Raw genomic sequence first — 18,176 nt, forward strand, 5'->3', positions numbered from 1 at the left:
CGGCGCCCGGCACCTCGCCCGGGCGATCCGCGGCCGCGCGGGCCGGCGGCGCGACGGGTGGCGCAGCGCCCGCCCCAAGGCCGACCCCCAACCCCTACAGCTTTCCCTGACCCGCCCGCCCGGTGCGGCCTTCGCCCGCCTACGCGGGCCGGTCGACCGCCCTCACGCCGCCTGCAGCAATCGCCGCATCCGCGGCAGCGCCGCATCAAGGTGCCGGCGCAGGTCGGGCTGCAGCGCGGCGGCGGTGCGATGATCCCCGGCGCGGGCCGCATCTTCCTGCCGGCACAGCAGGCGGTGCAGCCCGGTCCGGCCGAGCGCCGCCGCGCTGCCGGCAAGCCGGTGGGCGAGGTCGGCCGCGGCGGCGAGGTCGCGCGCCGCCAGCGCCGCGGCGATCCGGGCCAGCGCATCCTCCCCGTCGGCGCCGAAACGGGCCACCATGCCCGACAGGAAGTCGGGGCCGAGATCGGCGGCAAGCTGGGCGAAGACCGCGTCCCCGGCGTCCTCTGCGGCATCCGCTCCGACGTCCGCTCCGGCCTCTTCCCCGCCCTCTCCGGCCCCGGCGGCCTGCGAGCTCTCGGCGAGGACGCGCCGGATCAGCCGTGCCAGCGCATCGATGGTGGCGGGTTTGGTGATGACCTCGTCCACGCCGGCATCGAGGAACTCCCGCACCCGTTCCGGCGCCGCCTGCGCCGTCAGCGCCACCACCGGCACCCCCGGCTGCGCCATGCCGGACCGGATCCGCCGCGTCGCCTCGAGCCCGTCCATCCGCGGCATCGACACGTCCATCAGCACCAGGTCGAACGGCGCGCGGGCGACCTGTTCCAGCGCCTCGACGCCGTCGACCGCCTCGGTCACGGTCACGCCCAGGCCTTCCAGCTGCCGGCGCAGCAGCATCCGGTTCACGGCATTGTCCTCGACCAGCAGCAGCCGCGCGTCGAGCAGACCTTCCGCCGGGTCGGCCATCGGTTCGAGGACGGGCAGGGGCAGGGCCGCCAGCGGCGCGTCGAAGATCAGGGTGAACGCGCTTCCCGCGCCCAGGGTGCTGCGCGCCTCGATCCGCCCGCCCAGGGCCTCGGTCGACAGTTTCGCGATGCCCAGCCCCAGACCGCTGCCTTCGCGCAGCCGGGAATAGGAAGTGTCGAGCGTCTCGAAGTTCTGGAAGATCCGGTCGATGTCCTCGGCCGCGATGCCGATGCCGGTATCCTCGACCGCGACGGTCAGGCGCACATGCCCCGCGGCCTCGGCCGGGCTGCGCGTCAGGCGCAGCACGATCGAGCCGTCCTCGGTGAACTTGACCGCGTTCGACAGCAGGTTCGACAGCGCGCGACGCAGCGAGGGCAGCGACGCCCGGATCGCGAAGTCGGGGCCGATGTCGCCCGCCAGCGTCAGGCTGGTCCGGTTGCGCGCCGCGTCGGCCGAAAACTGGTTGACCAGCGCGTCGAGCTCTTGCGGCAGCGAGAACACCGTCGCGGGAAACTCCTCGGTCTCGGCCGCGGCGAGCCGCGTCAGGTGCAGCACGTTGTTCACCTGTTCCAGCGCGGTGTTGCCGCAAGAGCGGATGATGCCGGCATACCAGCGCTGGTCGGCATCCAGCGCGGTATCGTGCAACAGCTCGGCCGCGGACAAGAGCCCGTTCAGGGGCGTCCGCATCTCGTGCGACATGACGGCGAGGAACCGCGCCTTCGCGGCGCCGGCGGCCTCGGCGGCCGAACGGGCGGCAGAGAGGTAGCTTTCGCGCGCGATCTGGTCGGAAATGTCATGGACGAAGGCCACGACCATGTTGCGTTCCGTCTCGGTCCGCACCGAGGCGAGGCTCAGCTCGGCGGTGCAGGTCCGCTCGCAGCCGCAGTTCAGCTCCACCCGATAGCGGCGGCCGGGCTCAAAGCCGGCCAGCAGCTGGTCGACGGGAACATCGGACCGGGAGATGAACTGCGCCATCGGCGGGGCGCCCGTCAGTTCGACCCCTCCCAGCATGTCGCGGAAGGCGTCGTTGCTGCTGACGATGCGCCCCGAGGGACCCAGGATCACCACCCCGTCGAGCGAGGCATTGAGCGTCGAGCGAAGGTTCTGCACCGCGATCGCCAGCAGCTGCGCGTGATGCGCCTGCCGGCGGCCCTGGCGATAGATGGACAGCATCAGCACCGCCATGCCGAAGGTCAGCCACATCACCGCCGCGATGAACCGGCCCAGCGCGCCGCGCAGTTCCGAACGGGTGACCTCGCCAAAGGCGATCTGCGCGGTCACCGCGTCCAGAACGGCCTGGCGCAGCGGATCGCGCAGCGCCGCCACGTCCTCGGCCATCCGCGCCGCCGCCGCCCCCAGCGCCGCGTCCCCGGCATCGAGCAGCGGCAGGTGCGATTCGATCAGTCCGCCCGGCCCCTTCAGCCTGGCCCAGGCCGCGCTGTCCGGCAGCCGCGCCTGCGGCGACACCCGCGGCGCCGCGGCGATCGACAGACGGCTGTAGAGGATGTCGAACTGCCTGCGCACCGCCTCCAGCCGGTCGGGCTGGTCGGGCTGTCGGGCCGCGGCCGTCAGCGCCAGTTCGTATTTCAGCAGATCGACCTCGATCTGCGCCAGCACCCAGGTGCGGTTGTCCGAGGCCGCCTCTTCGCTGCGCGACAGCTGCGTCTGCAGGATCACGAAGATATAGGCCGTGATCAGCGCGGTGAAGACCGCAAGCACCGCGATCGAGATGACCGTCATCCGCTGCTGCCGGCGCGCCGTGACGGCGGCTTCGGCATAGGGGTTGACGGCCAGCAGCGTCATCGGTCGCCTCCTAGTCCGCGACCAGCCGGGTCAGCTGCCAGACGCTGCGGCTGTAGGCGGTTTCGCTGCGATAGGCGGGGCTCGCATCGTAGGGGTAGACGATCCACAGCGGACCCTTTTCCCGGACCGGGAAGGGTTTGCCATCGACGAAATAGGCGACGATCGGCACCTCGTCCTCGAGGTCGTCCAGAGAGATCGTCACCGCATAGTCGTTCAGCGCGACGGCCTTCACCTCGCCCTCGGTAATGCCGGCATCGGCCAGCAGCACTGTCAGCGGCACGCCGGTGAACACATGCGCGCCTTCGGTCCAGATCGTGGTGGTCGAGAACTCGACGGGCGCGAAGGCCTGCAGCGCCTGAAGGTCATAGCTCTTCGCCGGGCCGCCTGGGGCGGAGATTTCCAGAAGGGCCTCGCCGGCCCGGGACAGGGCAGGCGACAGCAGGGACAACATTGCCACGCAGCAGCAGAGAATCTTGCGCATCGCTTGCCTCTTGAGAACAGGATGTCGCGCGATAACACAGCTGTATTGCACCTCAAGCCAGACAATCGGCAGAACGCCATACTTTCGTCAAAGAAATCGCGAGCCTGAGACGGAACGTCTGAAATTTGGATCGATCTATTTTTTTGCCACTATCGTCACGTTAGCAGCCCCGACCGTATGATTGTGACCCATCCGCATGTCAGCGATGTCCCGCGAAGGTAGACGATGACCGAAGAAGCCGCGCCGCGCCCGCCTGCCGCCCCCAGCGTCCTGATCGCCGACGATCACCGGATGGTGCTCGACATCTTCTCGATGTTCCTGACCGCGACGGCGGGAATGTCGGTCCAGACCGCCACCGACCTCGACGGTGCGCTGGAGCTGGTGCGCGCGCATGGCCATTTCGACGTGGTGCTGCTGGACCTCAACATGCCCGGCATGAACGGCGTCACCGGGCTGCGGCGCATGATGCGGGCCAATGGCAACCATCCCGTCGGCATCATCACCGCCAACCCCACCCCCCGCATGGCAGAGGAACTGCTGAACGCGGGCGCGGCGGGCATCGTGCTGAAGACGACCCCGGTGCGCAGCCTCGCCAATGCGATCCGCTTCATGCAGTCGGGCGAACGGTACCTGCCGCTCGAACTGATGCGCAGCCAGGCCGAAGCGCAGCGCCAGTCGGATGGCGTCCTGTCCGAGAAAGAGATGCTGGTCCTTCAGCACCTGGCCGAAGGCAAGCCGAACAAGTCGATCGCGACGGCGGTGGGGCTGGCCGAGCCCACGGTGAAGATGCACGTCACCGCCATCTGCAAGAAGCTCAGCGCCCAGAACCGCACACAGGCCGTGGTCGTCGCGCGCAACATGGGACTGGTCTGAGGCTAAAGCGGCGGCCCGCCCTGCCGTTGACAGGGGCGGAAGGCGCCCCGGGCATCGGTATCCGGCACCTTCACCCGCAGCCGGAGCCGCCAGATGAACCTTTCCCTTGCCCGCAACTGCTATCTTCGCACCGCCCGCAGCGACAACCGCATCCCGGACGATCCGCATGCGCTGATCGGCCTGGCGCTGGCGGAACTGCACCGGGCGCTCGGCGCCCTGTCCGAGGCCTGCGCGGCGCAGCTGCCGGTTCCGTCCGGCCCGATGACGCGCACGCTGTCCGCCATCTACCTGCTGCAATCGAGCCTCGACTTCGACCGGGGCGGCGACATCGCCCCGGCGCTGTTCAAGGTCTATGAATACTGCCGGCAGGCGACGCTCGACGCCTTCCACCCCGACCCGGACGGCGAGACGGCGCGGCGGCTGGCGAAGGCGGCGGGCTTCGTCGACCAGATCCGGGCGGCCTGGTCGCAGATGGAACAGCGCAGGGCCTCGCTGGCGGATGCGCCCCCCGCCCCGGTGGCCCCGCAGCTGACCGGCCCCGCTGCGGCAACGCCTGCCGCGCCGTAACCGGGCCGGCGCCGGATCCCGCGCGGTGGCACGCGGCTTGCAGCGCCGCGGCGGACCCTTGGTTGCAGCGGAAGCCGACAGATGGACATCGCCACCCTCATTGGACTGATCGGCGCCGTGGGCATGGTGCTGGGGTCGATGATCTATGCCGGGGGCGTGTCGCCCTTCGTCGACATCCCCTCGGTGCTGATCGTGCTGGGCGGCACGCTGTTCGTCGTGATGGCGATGAAGCCGATGCCGGTGTTCCTCGGGCATTTCAAGGCGATGGCCAAGGCGTTCAAACCCGCCGTCTTCGACACCGACGCGCTGATCACCCGCATGGTCGACCTGTCCAACATCGCCCGCAAGGACGGGATCATGGCGCTGGAGGGCAAGGTGTCGGGCGAGCCGTTCCTGGAGAAGGGGCTGCAACTGCTGATCGACGGCGCCGACGAGGCGCGGATGAGCAAGCAGATGAAATACGAGATCAAGGCGATGAAGGCCCGGCACGGCGCCTATCAGGGCGCGATCAAGGCCTGGGTGGATATCGGGCCGGCGATGGGGATGGTCGGCACGCTGATCGGCCTGGTGCTAATGCTGGGCAACATGTCCGACCCCAAGTCCATCGGCCCGGCCATGGCGGTGGCGCTGCTGACCACCCTCTACGGCGCGCTGGTGGCCAACGTGATCTTCGGCCCGATCCTGAACAAGCTGGAAGGCTATTCCGAGGACGAGGTGGTCTATCGCGAACTGGTGATCGAGGGACTGCGCGGCATCGCCCGCGGGGAAAGCGCCCGGATCATCGAGGACCAGCTTCTCTGCGCGCTGGACATGCGCAGCCAGGCCCGGCGGCGGGCGGCCTGACGCCATGGCCAAGGCGAAGGTCATCCCCTTCCAGCCCCCCGTCGCCGAGGATGACGAGGGCGACGACTGCCCGAAATGCCCGCCCCCCGGCGCGCCGGCATGGCTGGCGACCTTTGCCGACATCGCCACCAACCTGATGGCCTTCTTCGTGCTGATCCTCGGCTTCGCGCAATTCGACGAACCGAGTTTCGAGAAATTCGCCGGCTCGATGCGTCAGCAGTTCGGGTTTCACGTGATGGACGGCGGCCCGCGGGGCGACACCGTCATCGAACTCGCGCCGCAGGGGGCGACCGGCGCCGAGGATCGCGAGGAGCCGGGGCGCGATGGCGCGGCGGACCAGACGGTGCAGCCCGACCGGGGCAGCGGCGCCGAACAGGACGCGGGCGGCGGCGCGGACGGGATATCGCGCGACGGCGAGGGCGCCCCGGGCGAGGCGGGCACGGCGGAGGGGGCGGGCACGGCGGAGGAAGGCGCGGCGGAAGGTCCGGCCGAGGAGGTGGCCCGCGCGCTGGCCGAAGCACTGGCGGCGGGCAGCCTCGAGGTCGACGGGCCGGGCGGGACGGTGACGCTGCGCCTGCCGGGCGGGACGGATCAGGCGGGCGTGCTGGCGCTGGCCGATGCCATCGCCGGCGTGGCCGGGGGGCAGGTCCAGCCGATTCCGGCGCCCCCCGATCTGGCAGGCGGCTCCGCGGACGGGGCGGCAGAGGAGGCAGCAGACGCGGCGGGGGACGAGGCAGCAGACGGGGCGGCGCAGGAGATGCAGGGCTCGCCCCGCGCCCGCGCCGAACTGGCGGCGCTGGGGCTGGAACGGATCCTGCGCGACGAGATCGGCGACGGCAGCCTGGCGGTGCAGCAGCGCGACGGAACGGTGACGGTGACGCTGGGCGCGGGCGGCGGCTTCGCCTCGGGATCGGCGGACCTGTCGACCGAGGCGCGCGACGTCATGGCCCGGATCGCCACGACGACCGACCGGCCGGGACGCCGGATCACCGTCACCGGCCATACCGATGACGTGCCGCTGGCGGGCGGACCCTATCGCGACAATATCGGCCTTGCCGCAGCCCGGGCGGCGGCCGTGGCCCGCGAACTCGTCGCGGCAGGGGCCGATCCGGCGCAGCTCTCGGCCGTGAGCCAGGGCGAATACCGCCCGGTCGCCGACAATGCGACCGAGGCGGGCCGCCGCCGCAACCGGCGGATCGAGATCGAGATCAACTATTCCGGGGACGGGGGGTGACCCCCTCTTCGCCGGGGACTGCCGGGGGCACCCCCGATGCCTCGCCCGTCTCGCCGGCCTCGTCGGCCTCGGCCGCCAGCAATGCCCCCATCTGGGACAGCGCCACGCCGGGGTCCGCAATGACCAGCCCCCGGCCCCGGCGCCCACGCGCCCCGGGTCCGGGGCCGGCTTTATCCGGGGCGGCGCCGGGGTCGGCTTCGCGCGACGTCATCGGGACCGCGGACGCCTGAGCATCTGCCGGCTCGGGATCGGGCGCCGCAGGGTCCGCCTCTGCCGCCCCGCCCAGCCCCGCCAGCAGCGATGCCGCCTCGTCGAGGCCAAGCCCGGTCGCGCGGCCCGCCCGGCGGGGGGCGCGACGCGGCGGGGCAGAACGCTCCTCGGTCGCAGGTTCGACGGGGGCCGATAGCGCCTCCGTCGCGGCGACAGGCCCGGCCATCGCCGGCACGGGCCGGTCCTTCCGGATCGGGTCGATCGCTAGGGTGCCGGCGGCCTGCAGCACCGCGATCCGCAATGCCAGCATCGCGCGCCGGTCCCCCGGGCAGGGCGCCGGCTGCCCCGCGAGGCGGCCGAGCAGCCGCGCCCCCCCCGCCGGCCCAAGATCCGGCAGCCCCGCGGCCACCGCCGCGGTCAACCCACGCCTGCCGCCCTGCCGGCCCGTCCCGTCCGTTCCGCCGCCGATCGTCATCCCGCCGTCCTTTCCGTCGAGGTCATGGCACGGGGCTTGCAAGCCTCGGGCCAGATCCCGGCCCCCGCAGGAGGTTTCATGACACTGGACTTGCGCAGCCATCTCGGCCTGCACGCCGAGGCGCTGAGCCTGCACGAAAGGCGCGGCGCGATCCTCGCCGCCAATATCGCGAATGCCGCGACGCCGGGCTACAAGGCCCGCGACATCGACTTCGCCGAGGCGCTGCGGCAGGCGACGGGCACCGGCCCGATGGCCGTCACCTCCCCCGCACATTTCGCCGCGGCGGCGGGGACCGGCGGCGGCGGTGCCGCCTATCGCCAGCCGGTCTCGCCCGCGCTGGACGGCAATACCGTCGAACTGGCGGTGGAACAGGTCGCCTTCTCGGAAGCCGTCCTGCGCCAGACCGCGAGCCTCGAACTGCTGGACCGCCGCATCGGCGGCCTGCGCAAGGCGATCCGGGGGGAATGACATGACCGGACCGATGACCGTCTTCGACCTCGCGCAGCGCGCGCTGTCGGCGCAGATGCAGCGGCTGAACAGCTCTGCCTCGAACCTCGCCAATGCCGGCACCTACGGATCCAGCCCCGAGACGGCGTTTCGCCCGCTGCGGCCGGTCTTCACGGTGGACGAGGCGGCGCCGGGATCGGGCATCGCCGCACCCCGCGCCGACCGCATCGTCGCGCTGGACCGCGCGCCGATCCCCCGCTTTGCCCCCGACCATCCCCAGGCCAATGCCGAAGGCTTCATCTTCGAGGCGCCGGTCTCGGTCGAGGAAGAGATGGTCGAGATGCTCGAGGCCGGGCGCCAGTATCAGAACACGCTCGAAGCCGTCTCGACCCTGCGCGGTCTGATGGCCCGCACGCTCCGCATCGGCGGATGAAAGGACCAGCGATGACCACGATCGACAGCATTTCGGCCAGCAGTCCGGGCCCGGCCGCCACGGCAAGCTCCGGGACCGGCGGCACGCTGCTGGGGCAGGAGGATTTCCTGACGCTGCTGACCGCGCAGCTGCAGAACCAGGACCCGCTGAACCCGCTCGACAATGCGGAATTCATGACCCAGATGTCGCAATTCTCGATGGTCGGCGGCATCGACCAGGTCAACGACACGCTGCTGACGATGAACGGCGGCCTGCGCGATCTGGGCCTGGCGGGTGCCGCCGGGCTCGTCGGGCAATCGGCGCTGGTGCCGGGATCGGTGACGCGCCCCGATGCCGGGGGCGCGATCCGGGGCAGCGTCGACCTGACCGAACCGGCCGACAATGTCGTCGTCACCTACAGCGACGCGGTGACGGGGCAGATCCTGCACAGCCAGACGCTGGGCCCGCAGCCCGCCGGCGACCTGGCCTTCGCCTGGACCGACCTGCCCCCCGCGACCGTCGCCGCCCGCGATCCCGTGGCGGTGACGGTGACGGCCACCGCCGCGGGCGCGACCACGGCCGTCGATCCGCGCGTCTTCGCCCGGGTGACCGCCGCAAGCTCGGACCCCGCCACCGGCGCGATCCTGTTCGAGATCGAGGATCTCGGCGTGGCAAGCGCGCTCGAGATCGAAACCTTCCGCTGACCGCCCCAAGACCGGAGCCAGAGCCCATGTCCATGAACACCGCCCTGTCGGGGCTGAACGCCGCCCAGACCGACATTTCGGCCACGTCGAACAACATCGCCAATGTCAGCACCGTCGGCTTCCGTGGCAGCCGCACCGAATTCGCCGACATCTTCAACACCTCGCCCTACAGCGTTTCGGCCACCACCACCGGATCGGGCACCCAGGTCACCCGCGTCGCGCAGGACTTCTCGCAGGGCAGCATCGTCAGCACCGGAAACCAGCTGGACCTCGCGATCGAGGGGACGGGGTTCTTCGCGCTGCAGCAGACCGGCACCGGCACCAGCGCCGAGACCGAGATCCTCTATTCCCGCGCGGGTGCCTTCTCGATGTCGTCGGACGGCACCATCGTCAACGCCTCGGGACAGGCCCTGCTGGGCTGGCCGGTGGCCCGGGATGGCGAGGTGCTGAACCAGGCGATGCCGAACGCGATGCCGATGGCCGTGCCGCTGAGCATGGGCGAGCCGGTCGCCACGGCAACCGTCACGCTGGACGTGGCGCTGCCCACGGACGGGGCGATGGCCGGCGCGCAGGATGCGGTGCCGCCCAGCCTCGGCTTCGATCCGGCCGATGCCACGACCTGGGCGCACCGCACGCCGGTTCCCGCCTTCGACGCCGACGGAAACGCGGTCGAGGCGGAGGTCTATTTCGTCCGGGTGGCGGAACCGGACCTGCTGTCCGAGGACACGACCTACGCGCTGCATTACTTCCAGGGCGGCATGGAATACACGCCCGCCACGGGCAACACCCTGACCTTCGGTGCCGATGGCCTGCCCACCGGCGCCACAGACCTGGCCTTCACGGGCGCGGGCGCCGGCGCGGGCACGATCACGCTGGCGCTTGGCGACAGCGCGCTGGAGGACGGCGCCTTCGAGGTGGCCAGCGTGTCGCAGGACGGTGCCGTGGCCACGCCGCTGACCAAGCTGTCCATCGACGACGACGGCACGATCTGGGCCACCTATGGCGGCGAGGACAGCCTTGCCGTCGGCAAGCTGATGCTGGTGACCTTCCCCAATCCCGGCGGCCTGATGATCACCGGCAACGCCAGCTTCGCCGCGACCGCCGACAGCGGCGACCCGATCTCGGGCCTGCCGGGGACCGAAGGGTTCGGGCTGTTGCGGGCGGGCGCGCTGGAACAGGCCAATGTCGACCTGACCGAAGAGCTGGTGAGCCTGATCACCGCGCAGCGCAACTATCAGGCCAGCGCCAAGGCGATGGAGACCTCGTCGACGATGATGCAGACGATCCTCAACATGCGCAACTGACGGGGCGGGAATGGACCGGCTGATCTACACCTCGCTGAATGCCCTGGATGCGGTCACGGAACGCACCGCGCTGTCGGCGCAGAACCTGGCGAACATGGGGGTGCCCGGGTTCCGGCGCGACATGACGCAATCGGCGGGGGCGGCCTTCCTCGTGCCGGGCGGGCCCGGGCAGGAGGACGGCGGAACCAGTCGCGCCTTCCGGCTGGACAGCGGACAGAACGGCTTTTCCCGCGCCGAGGGCCGGGTAGAGCGGACCGGCGATCCGATGGACATCAGCCTGAGCCAGGGCGGGTTCCTGATCATCGCCCCCGCGGCCGGCGGCGCCCCCGCGCTGTCCCGGCGCGGCGACCTGCGCGTGGCCGATGACGGCAGCCTGACCAACGGCGCCGGCGACCGGCTGCTCGGCAGCGATCTGGGGCCGATCCGCCTGCCGCCCTTCCGCAGCATCGCCATCGACGAGGTGGGGCAGGTGCTGGTCGAGCCGCGGGACGGTGCCCCGGGGGAACGGGTGCTGGCCGGCGTCATTGCCACGGTCAGCCCGCCCGCCGCGCTGGCCCTGGCCAAGGGACCCGACGGACAGATCCGCAGGGCCGACGGCGGCGACCTGCCGCCGCCGGACCAGATCGCGCAGGTGATGCAGGGCCAGCGCGAGGGCAGCAACGTCACCGCCACCGACGAACTGGTCGAGACACTGGAACTGCAGCGCAGCTTCGAGGTGAACCTGCGGATGATCCAGACGGCGCGCGAGATCGACGAGGCCGGCGCCGCGCTGCTGAGGATGCCGGGGGGCTGACGGCCCCCGGGCGTGGCACGCGGCTTGCATCCCTTCCGTCACCACAACCCGCCGACAGGAGCGACCGATGTCCACCAATGCCATGCATGTGGCCCGCACCGGGCTGGACGCCCAGCAGACGCGGATGCAGGTGATCGCCAACAACCTCGCCAACGTCAACACGACCGGCTTCAAGCGCGACCGCGCCAGTTTCGAAACCCTGCTTTATCAGGTCGAACGCCCCGGCGGCGCCCAGACCTCGGACAGCAGCACCCTGTCCAGCCCGCTGGCCGTGGGCACCGGCGTCCGCGTCGTCGCGACCGAGAAGATCTTCGCGCAGGGCGGGCTCAGCACCACCGGCAACAGCCTCGACCTGGCCATCGACGGGCAGGGCTTCCTGCAGGTGCTGATGCCCGACGGGCGCATCGGCTACAGCCGCGACGGCAGCCTGTCGCAGAATGCCGACGGCGTGCTGACCACCGACAGCGGCTATGTGATCCAGCCCGAAATCCGCATCCCGCCCGGCGCGCTGTCCATCGCCATCTCCGGCGACGGCATCGTCTCTGTCACCCTGCCGGGCGAGGTCGAGCCGCAGGAGGCCGGACAGCTGACGCTGGCGAGCTTCGCCAACCCGCGCGGCCTGCAACCGCGGGGCGAGAACCTGATGGTCGAGACCGTCGCCTCGGGCGAGGCCGTCGTGGCCGCGCCGCAGGCGGACGGCATGGGCACGCTGGTGCAGGGCGCGCTCGAGGCCTCGAACGTGAACGTGGTCCAGGAACTGGTCGACATGATCGAGACGCAGCGCGCCTACGAGATCAGTTCCAAGTCGATCAGCGCCTCGGACGAGATGATGCGCCAACTCTCGAACAAGCTGTGAAACCAGCCATGACCTCCAAGCTCCATTCCGTCCTGCCCCGCTCCATCCTCCCGCCGCTCGCCGCCTGTCTCGCGCTTGCGCCGCTCGCGGCCTGTTCGACCTATGTCGAGGACCGCGCCGGCATGGCCTATGCGCCCGTCCATGCCGAGGCCGAACGCTTCCTGCCGCCCCCCGCGACCGGCGGCATCTGGCATGACGGCGCGCGCGGTCTCTTCGTCAACGACCGCCGTGCCGCCGCGGTGGGCGATGTGCTGACGGTGCAGTTCACCGAACGCTTCCAGGCGACCAAATCGCAATCCGCCAGCGGCAGCCGCGAATCCGCCTACGAGGCGCAGCTTCCCTTCAACCTCGACGGCGATCTGCTGGCCAGCGAGGGCGACCAGTCCTTCGCCGGGCGGGGCGCCGCCGCGCAGTCGAACTCGCTGACCGGGCGGCTGAGCGTGAGCGTCACCCGTGTCCTGCCCAACGGCGATCTGGAGATCATGGGACAGAAGCGGCTGACCCTGAACAACGGCAACGAATATGTCCGGCTGTCGGGGATCGTCCGGCCCGAGGATATCGGTTCTGACAACGTGGTGCTGTCGGAGCGCATCGCCCATGCCGACATCCGGTATATCGGCGCGGGCGATGTCGCCGATACCGGCCGCACGGGCTGGCTGCACCGCGCCGTCACCACGGTCAGCCCGCTGTGACTCGGACCCCGTGGACCCGGCCGGTGCTGGGCCTTGCCCGGGCCGTGGCGCTCGGCCTCGCGTCCTTGGCGGCGCCGGGGCTGACCGCGCCGGCGGCGGCGGACAGGCTGAAGGACATCGCCACCCTCGCGGGGGTGCGCAGCAATCCGCTGGTGGGTTACGGCATCGTCGTGGGCCTGCCGGGGACCGGCGATGGCGGCAGCACGCTGACGCTGCAGTCGCTGGAATCGCTGATCTCGCGGCTGGGGCTGCAGGTCAGCGCGCAGGACATGAACGCCAAGAACGCCGCGGCGGTGATGGTGACGGCAGAGCTTGGCCCCTTCCTCAAGGAAGGCCAGACGACCGACGTGACCGTGTCCACCATCGGGCAGGCAAAGTCGCTGAAGGGCGGCACGCTGCTGATGACGCCGCTGATGGGCGCGGATGGCGAGATCTATGTGGTGGCGCAGGGCAACCTCGTCGTCGGCGGCATGGGGATCGAGGGGCGCGACGGCAGTTCGCTGACGGTGAACGTGCCCACCGTCGGCCGCGTGCCGGGCGGCGGATCGGTGGAACGGACCGTGCCGAGCCCGTTTCAGGACATGCCGGAGCTGGTGCTGAACCTGCACCGTCCGGATTTCGCCACCGCCGCCGCCGTGGCCCGCGCCATCGACCGGACCTTCGGCGCCGGGACCGCGGCGCCGATCGACGCCGCCTCGATCCGGGTGCGGGCGCCGGCCGATCCGGGCCAGCGCGTCGCCTTCGCGGGGATGATGGACGCGATCGAGGTCGAACCCGATGCCCCGCCGGCGCGGGTAGTGGTGAACGCACGCACCGGCACCGTGGTCATCGGCGGCGAGGTGCGGGTCAGCCCGGCCGCCGTCACCCACGGATCGCTGACGGTGCGCGTGTCCGAGGACGCTAACGTTTCGCGCGGCACGACCGTTGTGGCCGGGGACGGGGCGGTCATCGCCCCCGGAGGAGCCCCGGTCGTGACCCCGGACAGCCAGATCGACGCCGCGCAGGAACCGGCACGCGCCTTCGTCTTCGATGCCGGGGTGTCGCTGTCTTCGCTCGTCGATGCCATCAACGCCGTGGGGGCGACCCCGGCCGATCTGGTGGCGATCCTCGAGGCGCTGCGCGAGGTCGGCGCGCTGCGGGCCGAACTGGTGGTGATCTGATGCGGGCGGAGGCTGTGCAGACGCTCGCCGGTTTGGCCACCGCGACCCCGGCCGTGCCCGGTGCGGGACCGGCCGATCCCGCCGCGATCCGGCAGGCCGCCGAGGGGTTCGAGGCGCTGTTCCTGCGCCAGATCCTGGAGGCGGGGCGCGCGGGCCTGCCCGGCTGCGACCTGACCGGCGGCGCGGGCGTCACCGCCGCCGCCTCGATGCTGGATGCCGAACTGGCGCGGTCGGTCGCGCGGGGCGCGGGCCTCGGCATCGCCGAGGCGGTCGCGCGCCAGTTCTCTCCCGCCTCCTCCCCCGCGGCGCCCACCACAGGAGCGATCGGATGACCGGCATGCTGGACATCGCCCGCAGCGGTCTGTCCGCCTATCGGACGGCGCTGGCGGTCACGGCGGAGAACATCGCCAATGTCGAGACCGAAGGCTATCAGCGGCGCGAGGTCGCCACGGTCAGCGCCGCCGGCGCGCAGGCGACCGCGACGACGCGGGCCAGCGGCGGGCAGGGCGTCTCCGTGCTCGAGGTGCGCCGGGCCTTCGACGCGCTGGCGGCCGAGCGGCTGCGGGGCAGTTCCGCCGCGCGGACGGCAGCGGAAATCCACCTGAGCGCGGCAGAGGCGGTCGAGGCCCTGATGATCCCCGGCGAGGACGGGATCGACGGGGTGCTGCGGGACATGTTCGCCGCCTTCGGCGATCTGGCAGGCGCGCCCACCGATATCGTGACGCGGCAACTGGCGCTCAACGCCGCGGACGCGTCGGCCGGGGCGCTGCGCGGGCTTGCGGCCGGGCTCGACGGCCTGCGCGGCGATCTGGTCGCCGAGGCGGGCGCCGTGGCCGACACGGCGACGGCGCTGCTGGCCAATCTCGCGACCCTGTCGCGCCAGATCGGCAACCTCGGGGGCAGTTCGCTGCACTCGGCGGCGGCGGCACCGCTTTATGACCAGCGCGACGCGATGCTGGGGCAGCTGTCGGACCTGCTGCCGGTAGCGGTGTCGCTCGACGCGACGGGGCGCCCCGATATCCGCCTTGGCAGCGCCGCCGGACCCGTTCTGCTGGATGGTCACGGCGCGGCGCGGCTGTCGGTCGCCGGGACGGACCCGCTGACGCTGGTCTCGGTCGCGGCGGACGGGACATCGGCCGAGACGCGCGCCCTTGCCGGCGGGGCCATCGCCGGCCTGTCGCGCGGGATCGGCGCGGTGGACATGGCGGTGACAGAACTCGACGGCTTTGCCCGCGACCTCGCCGCGGCGGTCAACGCGGTGCATGCCGGCGGCGTCGACCTGACCGGCGCGCCGGGCGGCGCGGTCTATGCGCTGTCCGGCTGGCAGGCGCGGCCCGCCGCCGCGAATGGCGGCCTGACGCAGGTGACGCTGACGGCCACGGCGACAGCCACGGGAACGGCGACCGGCGGCTACGAGCTGGTCTTCGACGCCGCGGGCGGCACCGGGGGCACCGGCAGCGGGGGCACATGGCGCGCCTTCGACGCCGCGGGGACCGAGGTCGCCGCAGGCATGGGGCGGCTGGTGCTGGACGGCGTGACGGTCGATCTGGCGGGCGCGGCCCGCGACGGCGACCGCATCGCCCTCGCCCCGGTCGAGGGTCATGCCCGCGACCTGACGCTGGTGATCCGCGATCCCCGCGCGCTGGCGGCGGCGGCGGCCTTCGAACTGGCCTCCGACCCGGCGAACACCGGCACCGCGACGCTGGCGGCGGCGGTCGCGGCGCCTTCCCCCAGCGGGCTCGCCACGGTGGCGGCGCTGCTGGACGCGGGGCCGGCCGATCTGCTGGGCGGCGTGATCGGCGTGCTGCCCGCCGGCACCGCCAGCGCAGAGCTGCTGAGCCTCGGCCAGACGGCACGGACCCGTCTGCCGCTGACGGGGGACGAGACGCAGCTTGCGGTGACGATCGACGGCGCGGCGCATCTGTTCGACCTGACCGGGATCGCCGGGGCCGAAGCCATCGCCACCGCGCTGCGTTCCGCCGGTGCGGGCGGGATCGTCAGCAGCACGGGCCGTTCGCTCGCCAGTCTCGGCCTCGTGGCCGAGGCGGATGCGGCGGGCGAGCTGAACCTGTGGCGGCCGGGCGCCGCCGACGCGGCGGCGGCCACCGCCACCGGACCCGGCGGGGTGGTGACGGGGACGCTGCAGGCGGCGGTTCCGGCGGGCGGCACGGTGCAGGTCATCACCCGGTCCGGCCGGCATGTCGCCGGAGCGCCCCTGTCGGCGGCCGAGGCGGCGGCGCTGCTGACGCCGGCGAACGGATTCCTGCCCGGCGCGGTCTACGACCCGGCGCCGCTGACTGCCGGCGGCACCGGCTATCGCGGGATCGGGGTCGCCGCCACCCGCCTGCCGGGCGGTCCGACGGTGACGCTGCCCGGCGCCGCCGCGACCGGACCCGCGCCCCTGCCCGCCACGGCCGCACGCGATCTGGTGCTGACCGGCGCCAGCGGCAGTTCGGCGGCGGTGGCGCTGCCCGAAGGCGCCAGCGCGGCGCTGGCGGCATCGCTGCTGCGCGACGCGCTGCCGGGGCTGGCGGCCGAGGCGGTGACGGCGCTGACGCTGTCGGACGTGGCCGACGGCACGCTGCGCCTGTCGGTCGCCGGCCGCAACGTGGCGCCGCTGGAAATCGAGGCCGCGATCGGCGGCGGGCGGCTCGATCCGCTGGCGGCGGCCTTCAACCGCGAGACGGCCGTGACCGGCATCCGGGCGGAACTGTCGCCCGACGGCAGCCGGCTGCTGCTGGTGCAGGAGGAGGGGCATGACATCGCGCTGACCCTCGGCGCGGGGGCGGTTCAGGTGACCCCCGCCGCGCCGGACGGAACGGCGGCAGGCACGGCGACCGGGCTGGTTGCAGGCCAGAGCCTGCGCCAGTCCGGGCAGCTGCGGCTGACGGGGGTCGAGGGTTTCGCGCTGGCGGAAGGGGCGGCCGTCATCGCCTCCGCTCCCGGGGACAGCGGACTTTGGTCCATCGACACGTCGCGGGCGGGGGCCAGCGCGCAGGTGACCTTCGCGCCGGTCGGCACGGGGGTCGAGGGCGGGCTGGCCTATGCGCTGGAGGTCGGCGGGCTGTCCGTCGCCGCCGCGCTGCCCGCCGGGGCGACCGGGGCCGAGGTGGCCGCGACCATGGCGGCCGCCCTGCGCGCCACCGCGCCGGCCGCGACGGTGACGGGCGCGGCGCTGGCCGCCCTGCCCGCCGATGGCACGACGCTGGCCCTGCGCCTGGAGGGTGCGGACTATCGGCTGACGATGCTGGGCGGCCGGCCGGTGATCGAGGGACCGGAGCCCGGGCGCATCGCCGCGGCCTTCGACGCCGGCAACCGGCTGGTGCTGACGGCAAAAGGGGTGACCGGAGGCGCGGGGATCGAGGTCGCGGCCGCGGCCGCCTTCGGCCTGTCCGCCGGTGCGGGGGCGCGGCAGGTGCTGGCCGGGGGGCCGGTGGATGCGGCCGCCCTGCCCGCCGCGCTGTCGGTGACGCTGGCCGGAACCACGGGCACCGTCACCCTGTCGGCGGGCGCCGTGGAGGTGACGCCGGAACTTGCGGCGCTCGGCCTTCTCGCATCGCGCGACCCCGAGGGTCGGCTGGTGCTGGACCTGCCCGCGCCGGCCGTGGCAGTCGTTGCCCTGTCCGCCGCGGCGGGCTTCGGCGGCCCCCCGGCGGCGGTGCGGGTCGAGGGCGCGGCACTGGCGCTGGACGGATCGCAGGTGCTGGGCCTCACCGCCCGGGTGGCGGGCAGCGCCGCCCAGGGCCTGCAGCTGACCGGCCTGCCGGACGAGGAACTGATCGTCGCCCTGACCGGCAGCGGCACCTTGCGGCTGGCCGGCTCGGTCGTGGAGGGCGGGGGCGCGGCGCAGGGTCCGCTGACCGTGCAGATCCTTGACGCGGGTCTGGGGACGGTGGCGCTGTTCGACGGGCTCAGCGGCGACCGGATCGCGACCGGGTGGCTCGATGCCGGCGGCACGGTGACCCTCGGCGGCCATGCCCTGCGGATCGACGGCGCTCCGGCAACCGGCGACCGCTTCACCCTTCAGCCCACCGCCGCGGGTTCGGCCGACGCGACCACGGCACGGGCGCTGGCCGCACTGGCCGAGGCCGACCCCGCCACGGGCGCGGCCGGGCTTGCCGCGCGCTTCGGGCTGCTGCAATCGGATGCAGGCGTCCGCGCCGCCGCCGCCGGACGGGCCAGCGCGACCGCCACCGCCGCCGCCGATGCGGCGGAACGCGCGGTCGCGGCGATCGGGGCGGTCGATCTGGATACCGAAGCCGCCCGGCTGGTGGAATTGCAGCAGGCCTATCAGGCCTCGGCACAGGCCCTGAGCATCGCGCGGGACATGTTCCAGACGCTGCTCGACATGATCTGACG

The 18,176-nt window shown here is 72.5% G+C and carries 17 protein-coding genes; 14 read left to right on the forward strand and 3 right to left on the reverse strand.

Annotation, left to right across the window (positions count from 1 at the left end):
* Window positions 1-162: 162 nt before the first annotated feature.
* Both EEY80_RS18590 and EEY80_RS18595 read right to left on the reverse strand, forming a co-directional pair.
* Complete coding sequence (locus tag EEY80_RS18590; protein ID WP_126979188.1) at window positions 163-2,766, reverse strand: hybrid sensor histidine kinase/response regulator; 2,604 nt, start codon at window positions 2,764-2,766, stop codon at window positions 163-165.
* 10 nt (window positions 2,767-2,776) lie between these two features.
* Window positions 2,777-3,247, reverse strand: coding sequence for a molybdopterin-dependent oxidoreductase (locus EEY80_RS18595; RefSeq protein ID WP_126979190.1), 471 nt, complete (start codon window positions 3,245-3,247; stop codon window positions 2,777-2,779).
* A 225-nt stretch (window positions 3,248-3,472) separates the two neighbouring features.
* On the opposite strand from EEY80_RS18595, the gene EEY80_RS18600 reads away from it, so the two are divergent.
* The 4 genes from EEY80_RS18600 to EEY80_RS20640 all read left to right on the forward strand — a co-directional run bounded on the left by EEY80_RS18600 (window position 3,473) and on the right by EEY80_RS20640 (window position 6,764).
* Window positions 3,473-4,120: a response regulator transcription factor gene (locus EEY80_RS18600; protein WP_126979192.1), complete on the forward strand. Its 648-nt coding sequence runs from the start codon at window positions 3,473-3,475 to the stop codon at window positions 4,118-4,120.
* Window positions 4,121-4,213: 93 nt separating this feature from the next.
* Window positions 4,214-4,687: a flagellar export chaperone FliS gene (locus tag EEY80_RS18605; protein WP_126979194.1), complete on the forward strand. Its 474-nt coding sequence runs from the start codon at window positions 4,214-4,216 to the stop codon at window positions 4,685-4,687.
* Between the two features lie 81 nt (window positions 4,688-4,768).
* Window positions 4,769-5,530, forward strand: coding sequence for a motility protein A (locus tag EEY80_RS18610; protein ID WP_126979196.1), 762 nt, complete (start codon window positions 4,769-4,771; stop codon window positions 5,528-5,530).
* 4 nt (window positions 5,531-5,534) lie between these two features.
* Complete coding sequence (locus EEY80_RS20640; protein ID WP_126979198.1) at window positions 5,535-6,764, forward strand: OmpA family protein; 1,230 nt, start codon at window positions 5,535-5,537, stop codon at window positions 6,762-6,764.
* On the opposite strand, the gene EEY80_RS18620 is transcribed toward EEY80_RS20640, so the two are convergent.
* Window positions 6,739-7,449: a hypothetical protein gene (locus EEY80_RS18620; RefSeq protein WP_126979200.1), complete on the reverse strand. Its 711-nt coding sequence runs from the start codon at window positions 7,447-7,449 to the stop codon at window positions 6,739-6,741. The two genes, EEY80_RS20640 and EEY80_RS18620, sit on opposite strands and share 26 nt — an antisense overlap.
* A 78-nt stretch (window positions 7,450-7,527) precedes the next feature.
* On the opposite strand from EEY80_RS18620, the gene flgB reads away from it, so the two are divergent.
* From flgB to EEY80_RS18670, 10 genes are all read left to right on the forward strand, one after another.
* Window positions 7,528-7,917, forward strand: coding sequence for a flagellar basal body rod protein FlgB (gene flgB, locus EEY80_RS18625; protein ID WP_126979202.1), 390 nt, complete (start codon window positions 7,528-7,530; stop codon window positions 7,915-7,917).
* 1 nt (window position 7,918) lies between these two features.
* Entirely contained in the window at window positions 7,919-8,329 is a 411-nt protein-coding gene (flgC, locus tag EEY80_RS18630; protein ID WP_126979204.1) for a flagellar basal body rod protein FlgC, read from the forward strand.
* A gap of 11 nt (window positions 8,330-8,340) precedes the next feature.
* Window positions 8,341-9,012 (forward strand): flagellar hook assembly protein FlgD, encoded by a 672-nt coding sequence (locus tag EEY80_RS18635; RefSeq protein WP_164738319.1) that lies wholly within the window; start codon window positions 8,341-8,343, stop codon window positions 9,010-9,012.
* 26 nt (window positions 9,013-9,038) lie between these two features.
* Complete coding sequence (locus EEY80_RS18640) at window positions 9,039-10,316, forward strand: flagellar hook protein FlgE (RefSeq protein WP_126979208.1); 1,278 nt, start codon at window positions 9,039-9,041, stop codon at window positions 10,314-10,316.
* Between the two features lie 10 nt (window positions 10,317-10,326).
* Complete coding sequence (locus EEY80_RS18645; protein WP_126979210.1) at window positions 10,327-11,109, forward strand: flagellar basal body rod C-terminal domain-containing protein; 783 nt, start codon at window positions 10,327-10,329, stop codon at window positions 11,107-11,109.
* 67 nt (window positions 11,110-11,176) lie between these two features.
* The gene (gene flgG, locus EEY80_RS18650) at window positions 11,177-11,965 is read left to right on the forward strand and encodes a flagellar basal-body rod protein FlgG (protein WP_126979212.1); all 789 of its coding nucleotides are present in this window, start codon (window positions 11,177-11,179) and stop codon (window positions 11,963-11,965) included.
* A gap of 8 nt (window positions 11,966-11,973) precedes the next feature.
* Window positions 11,974-12,657 (forward strand): flagellar basal body L-ring protein FlgH, encoded by a 684-nt coding sequence (locus EEY80_RS18655; protein ID WP_126979214.1) that lies wholly within the window; start codon window positions 11,974-11,976, stop codon window positions 12,655-12,657.
* A complete protein-coding gene (locus EEY80_RS18660) occupies window positions 12,654-13,817 on the forward strand; it encodes a flagellar basal body P-ring protein FlgI (RefSeq protein ID WP_407920746.1) in 1,164 nt (387 codons plus the stop codon). The genes EEY80_RS18655 and EEY80_RS18660 overlap by 4 nt, the downstream gene beginning before the upstream one ends.
* Complete coding sequence (locus EEY80_RS18665) at window positions 13,817-14,149, forward strand: rod-binding protein (RefSeq protein ID WP_126979216.1); 333 nt, start codon at window positions 13,817-13,819, stop codon at window positions 14,147-14,149. Before EEY80_RS18660 ends, EEY80_RS18665 begins: the two co-directional genes overlap by 1 nt.
* A complete protein-coding gene (locus tag EEY80_RS18670) occupies window positions 14,146-18,174 on the forward strand; it encodes a FlgK family flagellar hook-associated protein (RefSeq protein WP_126979218.1) in 4,029 nt (1,342 codons plus the stop codon). Before EEY80_RS18665 ends, EEY80_RS18670 begins: the two co-directional genes overlap by 4 nt.
* Window positions 18,175-18,176: the final 2 nt, after the last annotated feature.

The organism is Frigidibacter oleivorans (assembly GCF_003993775.1).
GTDB lineage: Bacteria > Pseudomonadota > Alphaproteobacteria > Rhodobacterales > Rhodobacteraceae > Frigidibacter > Frigidibacter oleivorans.

Coding starts and splice junctions, on each gene's coding strand:
- EEY80_RS18590 (WP_126979188.1), bottom strand. CDS start 2,766: ATGACGCTGCTGGCCGTCAACCCCTATGCCGAAGCCGCCGTCACGGCG.
- EEY80_RS18595 (WP_126979190.1), bottom strand. CDS start 3,247: ATGCGCAAGATTCTCTGCTGCTGCGTGGCAATGTTGTCCCTGCTGTCG.
- EEY80_RS18600 (WP_126979192.1), top strand. CDS start 3,473: ATGACCGAAGAAGCCGCGCCGCGCCCGCCTGCCGCCCCCAGCGTCCTG.
- EEY80_RS18605 (WP_126979194.1), top strand. CDS start 4,214: ATGAACCTTTCCCTTGCCCGCAACTGCTATCTTCGCACCGCCCGCAGC.
- EEY80_RS18610 (WP_126979196.1), top strand. CDS start 4,769: ATGGACATCGCCACCCTCATTGGACTGATCGGCGCCGTGGGCATGGTG.
- EEY80_RS20640 (WP_126979198.1), top strand. CDS start 5,535: ATGGCCAAGGCGAAGGTCATCCCCTTCCAGCCCCCCGTCGCCGAGGAT.
- EEY80_RS18620 (WP_126979200.1), bottom strand. CDS start 7,449: ATGACGATCGGCGGCGGAACGGACGGGACGGGCCGGCAGGGCGGCAGG.
- flgB (WP_126979202.1), top strand. CDS start 7,528: ATGACACTGGACTTGCGCAGCCATCTCGGCCTGCACGCCGAGGCGCTG.
- flgC (WP_126979204.1), top strand. CDS start 7,919: ATGACCGGACCGATGACCGTCTTCGACCTCGCGCAGCGCGCGCTGTCG.
- EEY80_RS18635 (WP_164738319.1), top strand. CDS start 8,341: ATGACCACGATCGACAGCATTTCGGCCAGCAGTCCGGGCCCGGCCGCC.
- EEY80_RS18640 (WP_126979208.1), top strand. CDS start 9,039: ATGTCCATGAACACCGCCCTGTCGGGGCTGAACGCCGCCCAGACCGAC.
- EEY80_RS18645 (WP_126979210.1), top strand. CDS start 10,327: ATGGACCGGCTGATCTACACCTCGCTGAATGCCCTGGATGCGGTCACG.
- flgG (WP_126979212.1), top strand. CDS start 11,177: ATGTCCACCAATGCCATGCATGTGGCCCGCACCGGGCTGGACGCCCAG.
- EEY80_RS18655 (WP_126979214.1), top strand. CDS start 11,974: ATGACCTCCAAGCTCCATTCCGTCCTGCCCCGCTCCATCCTCCCGCCG.
- EEY80_RS18665 (WP_126979216.1), top strand. CDS start 13,817: ATGCGGGCGGAGGCTGTGCAGACGCTCGCCGGTTTGGCCACCGCGACC.
- EEY80_RS18670 (WP_126979218.1), top strand. CDS start 14,146: ATGACCGGCATGCTGGACATCGCCCGCAGCGGTCTGTCCGCCTATCGG.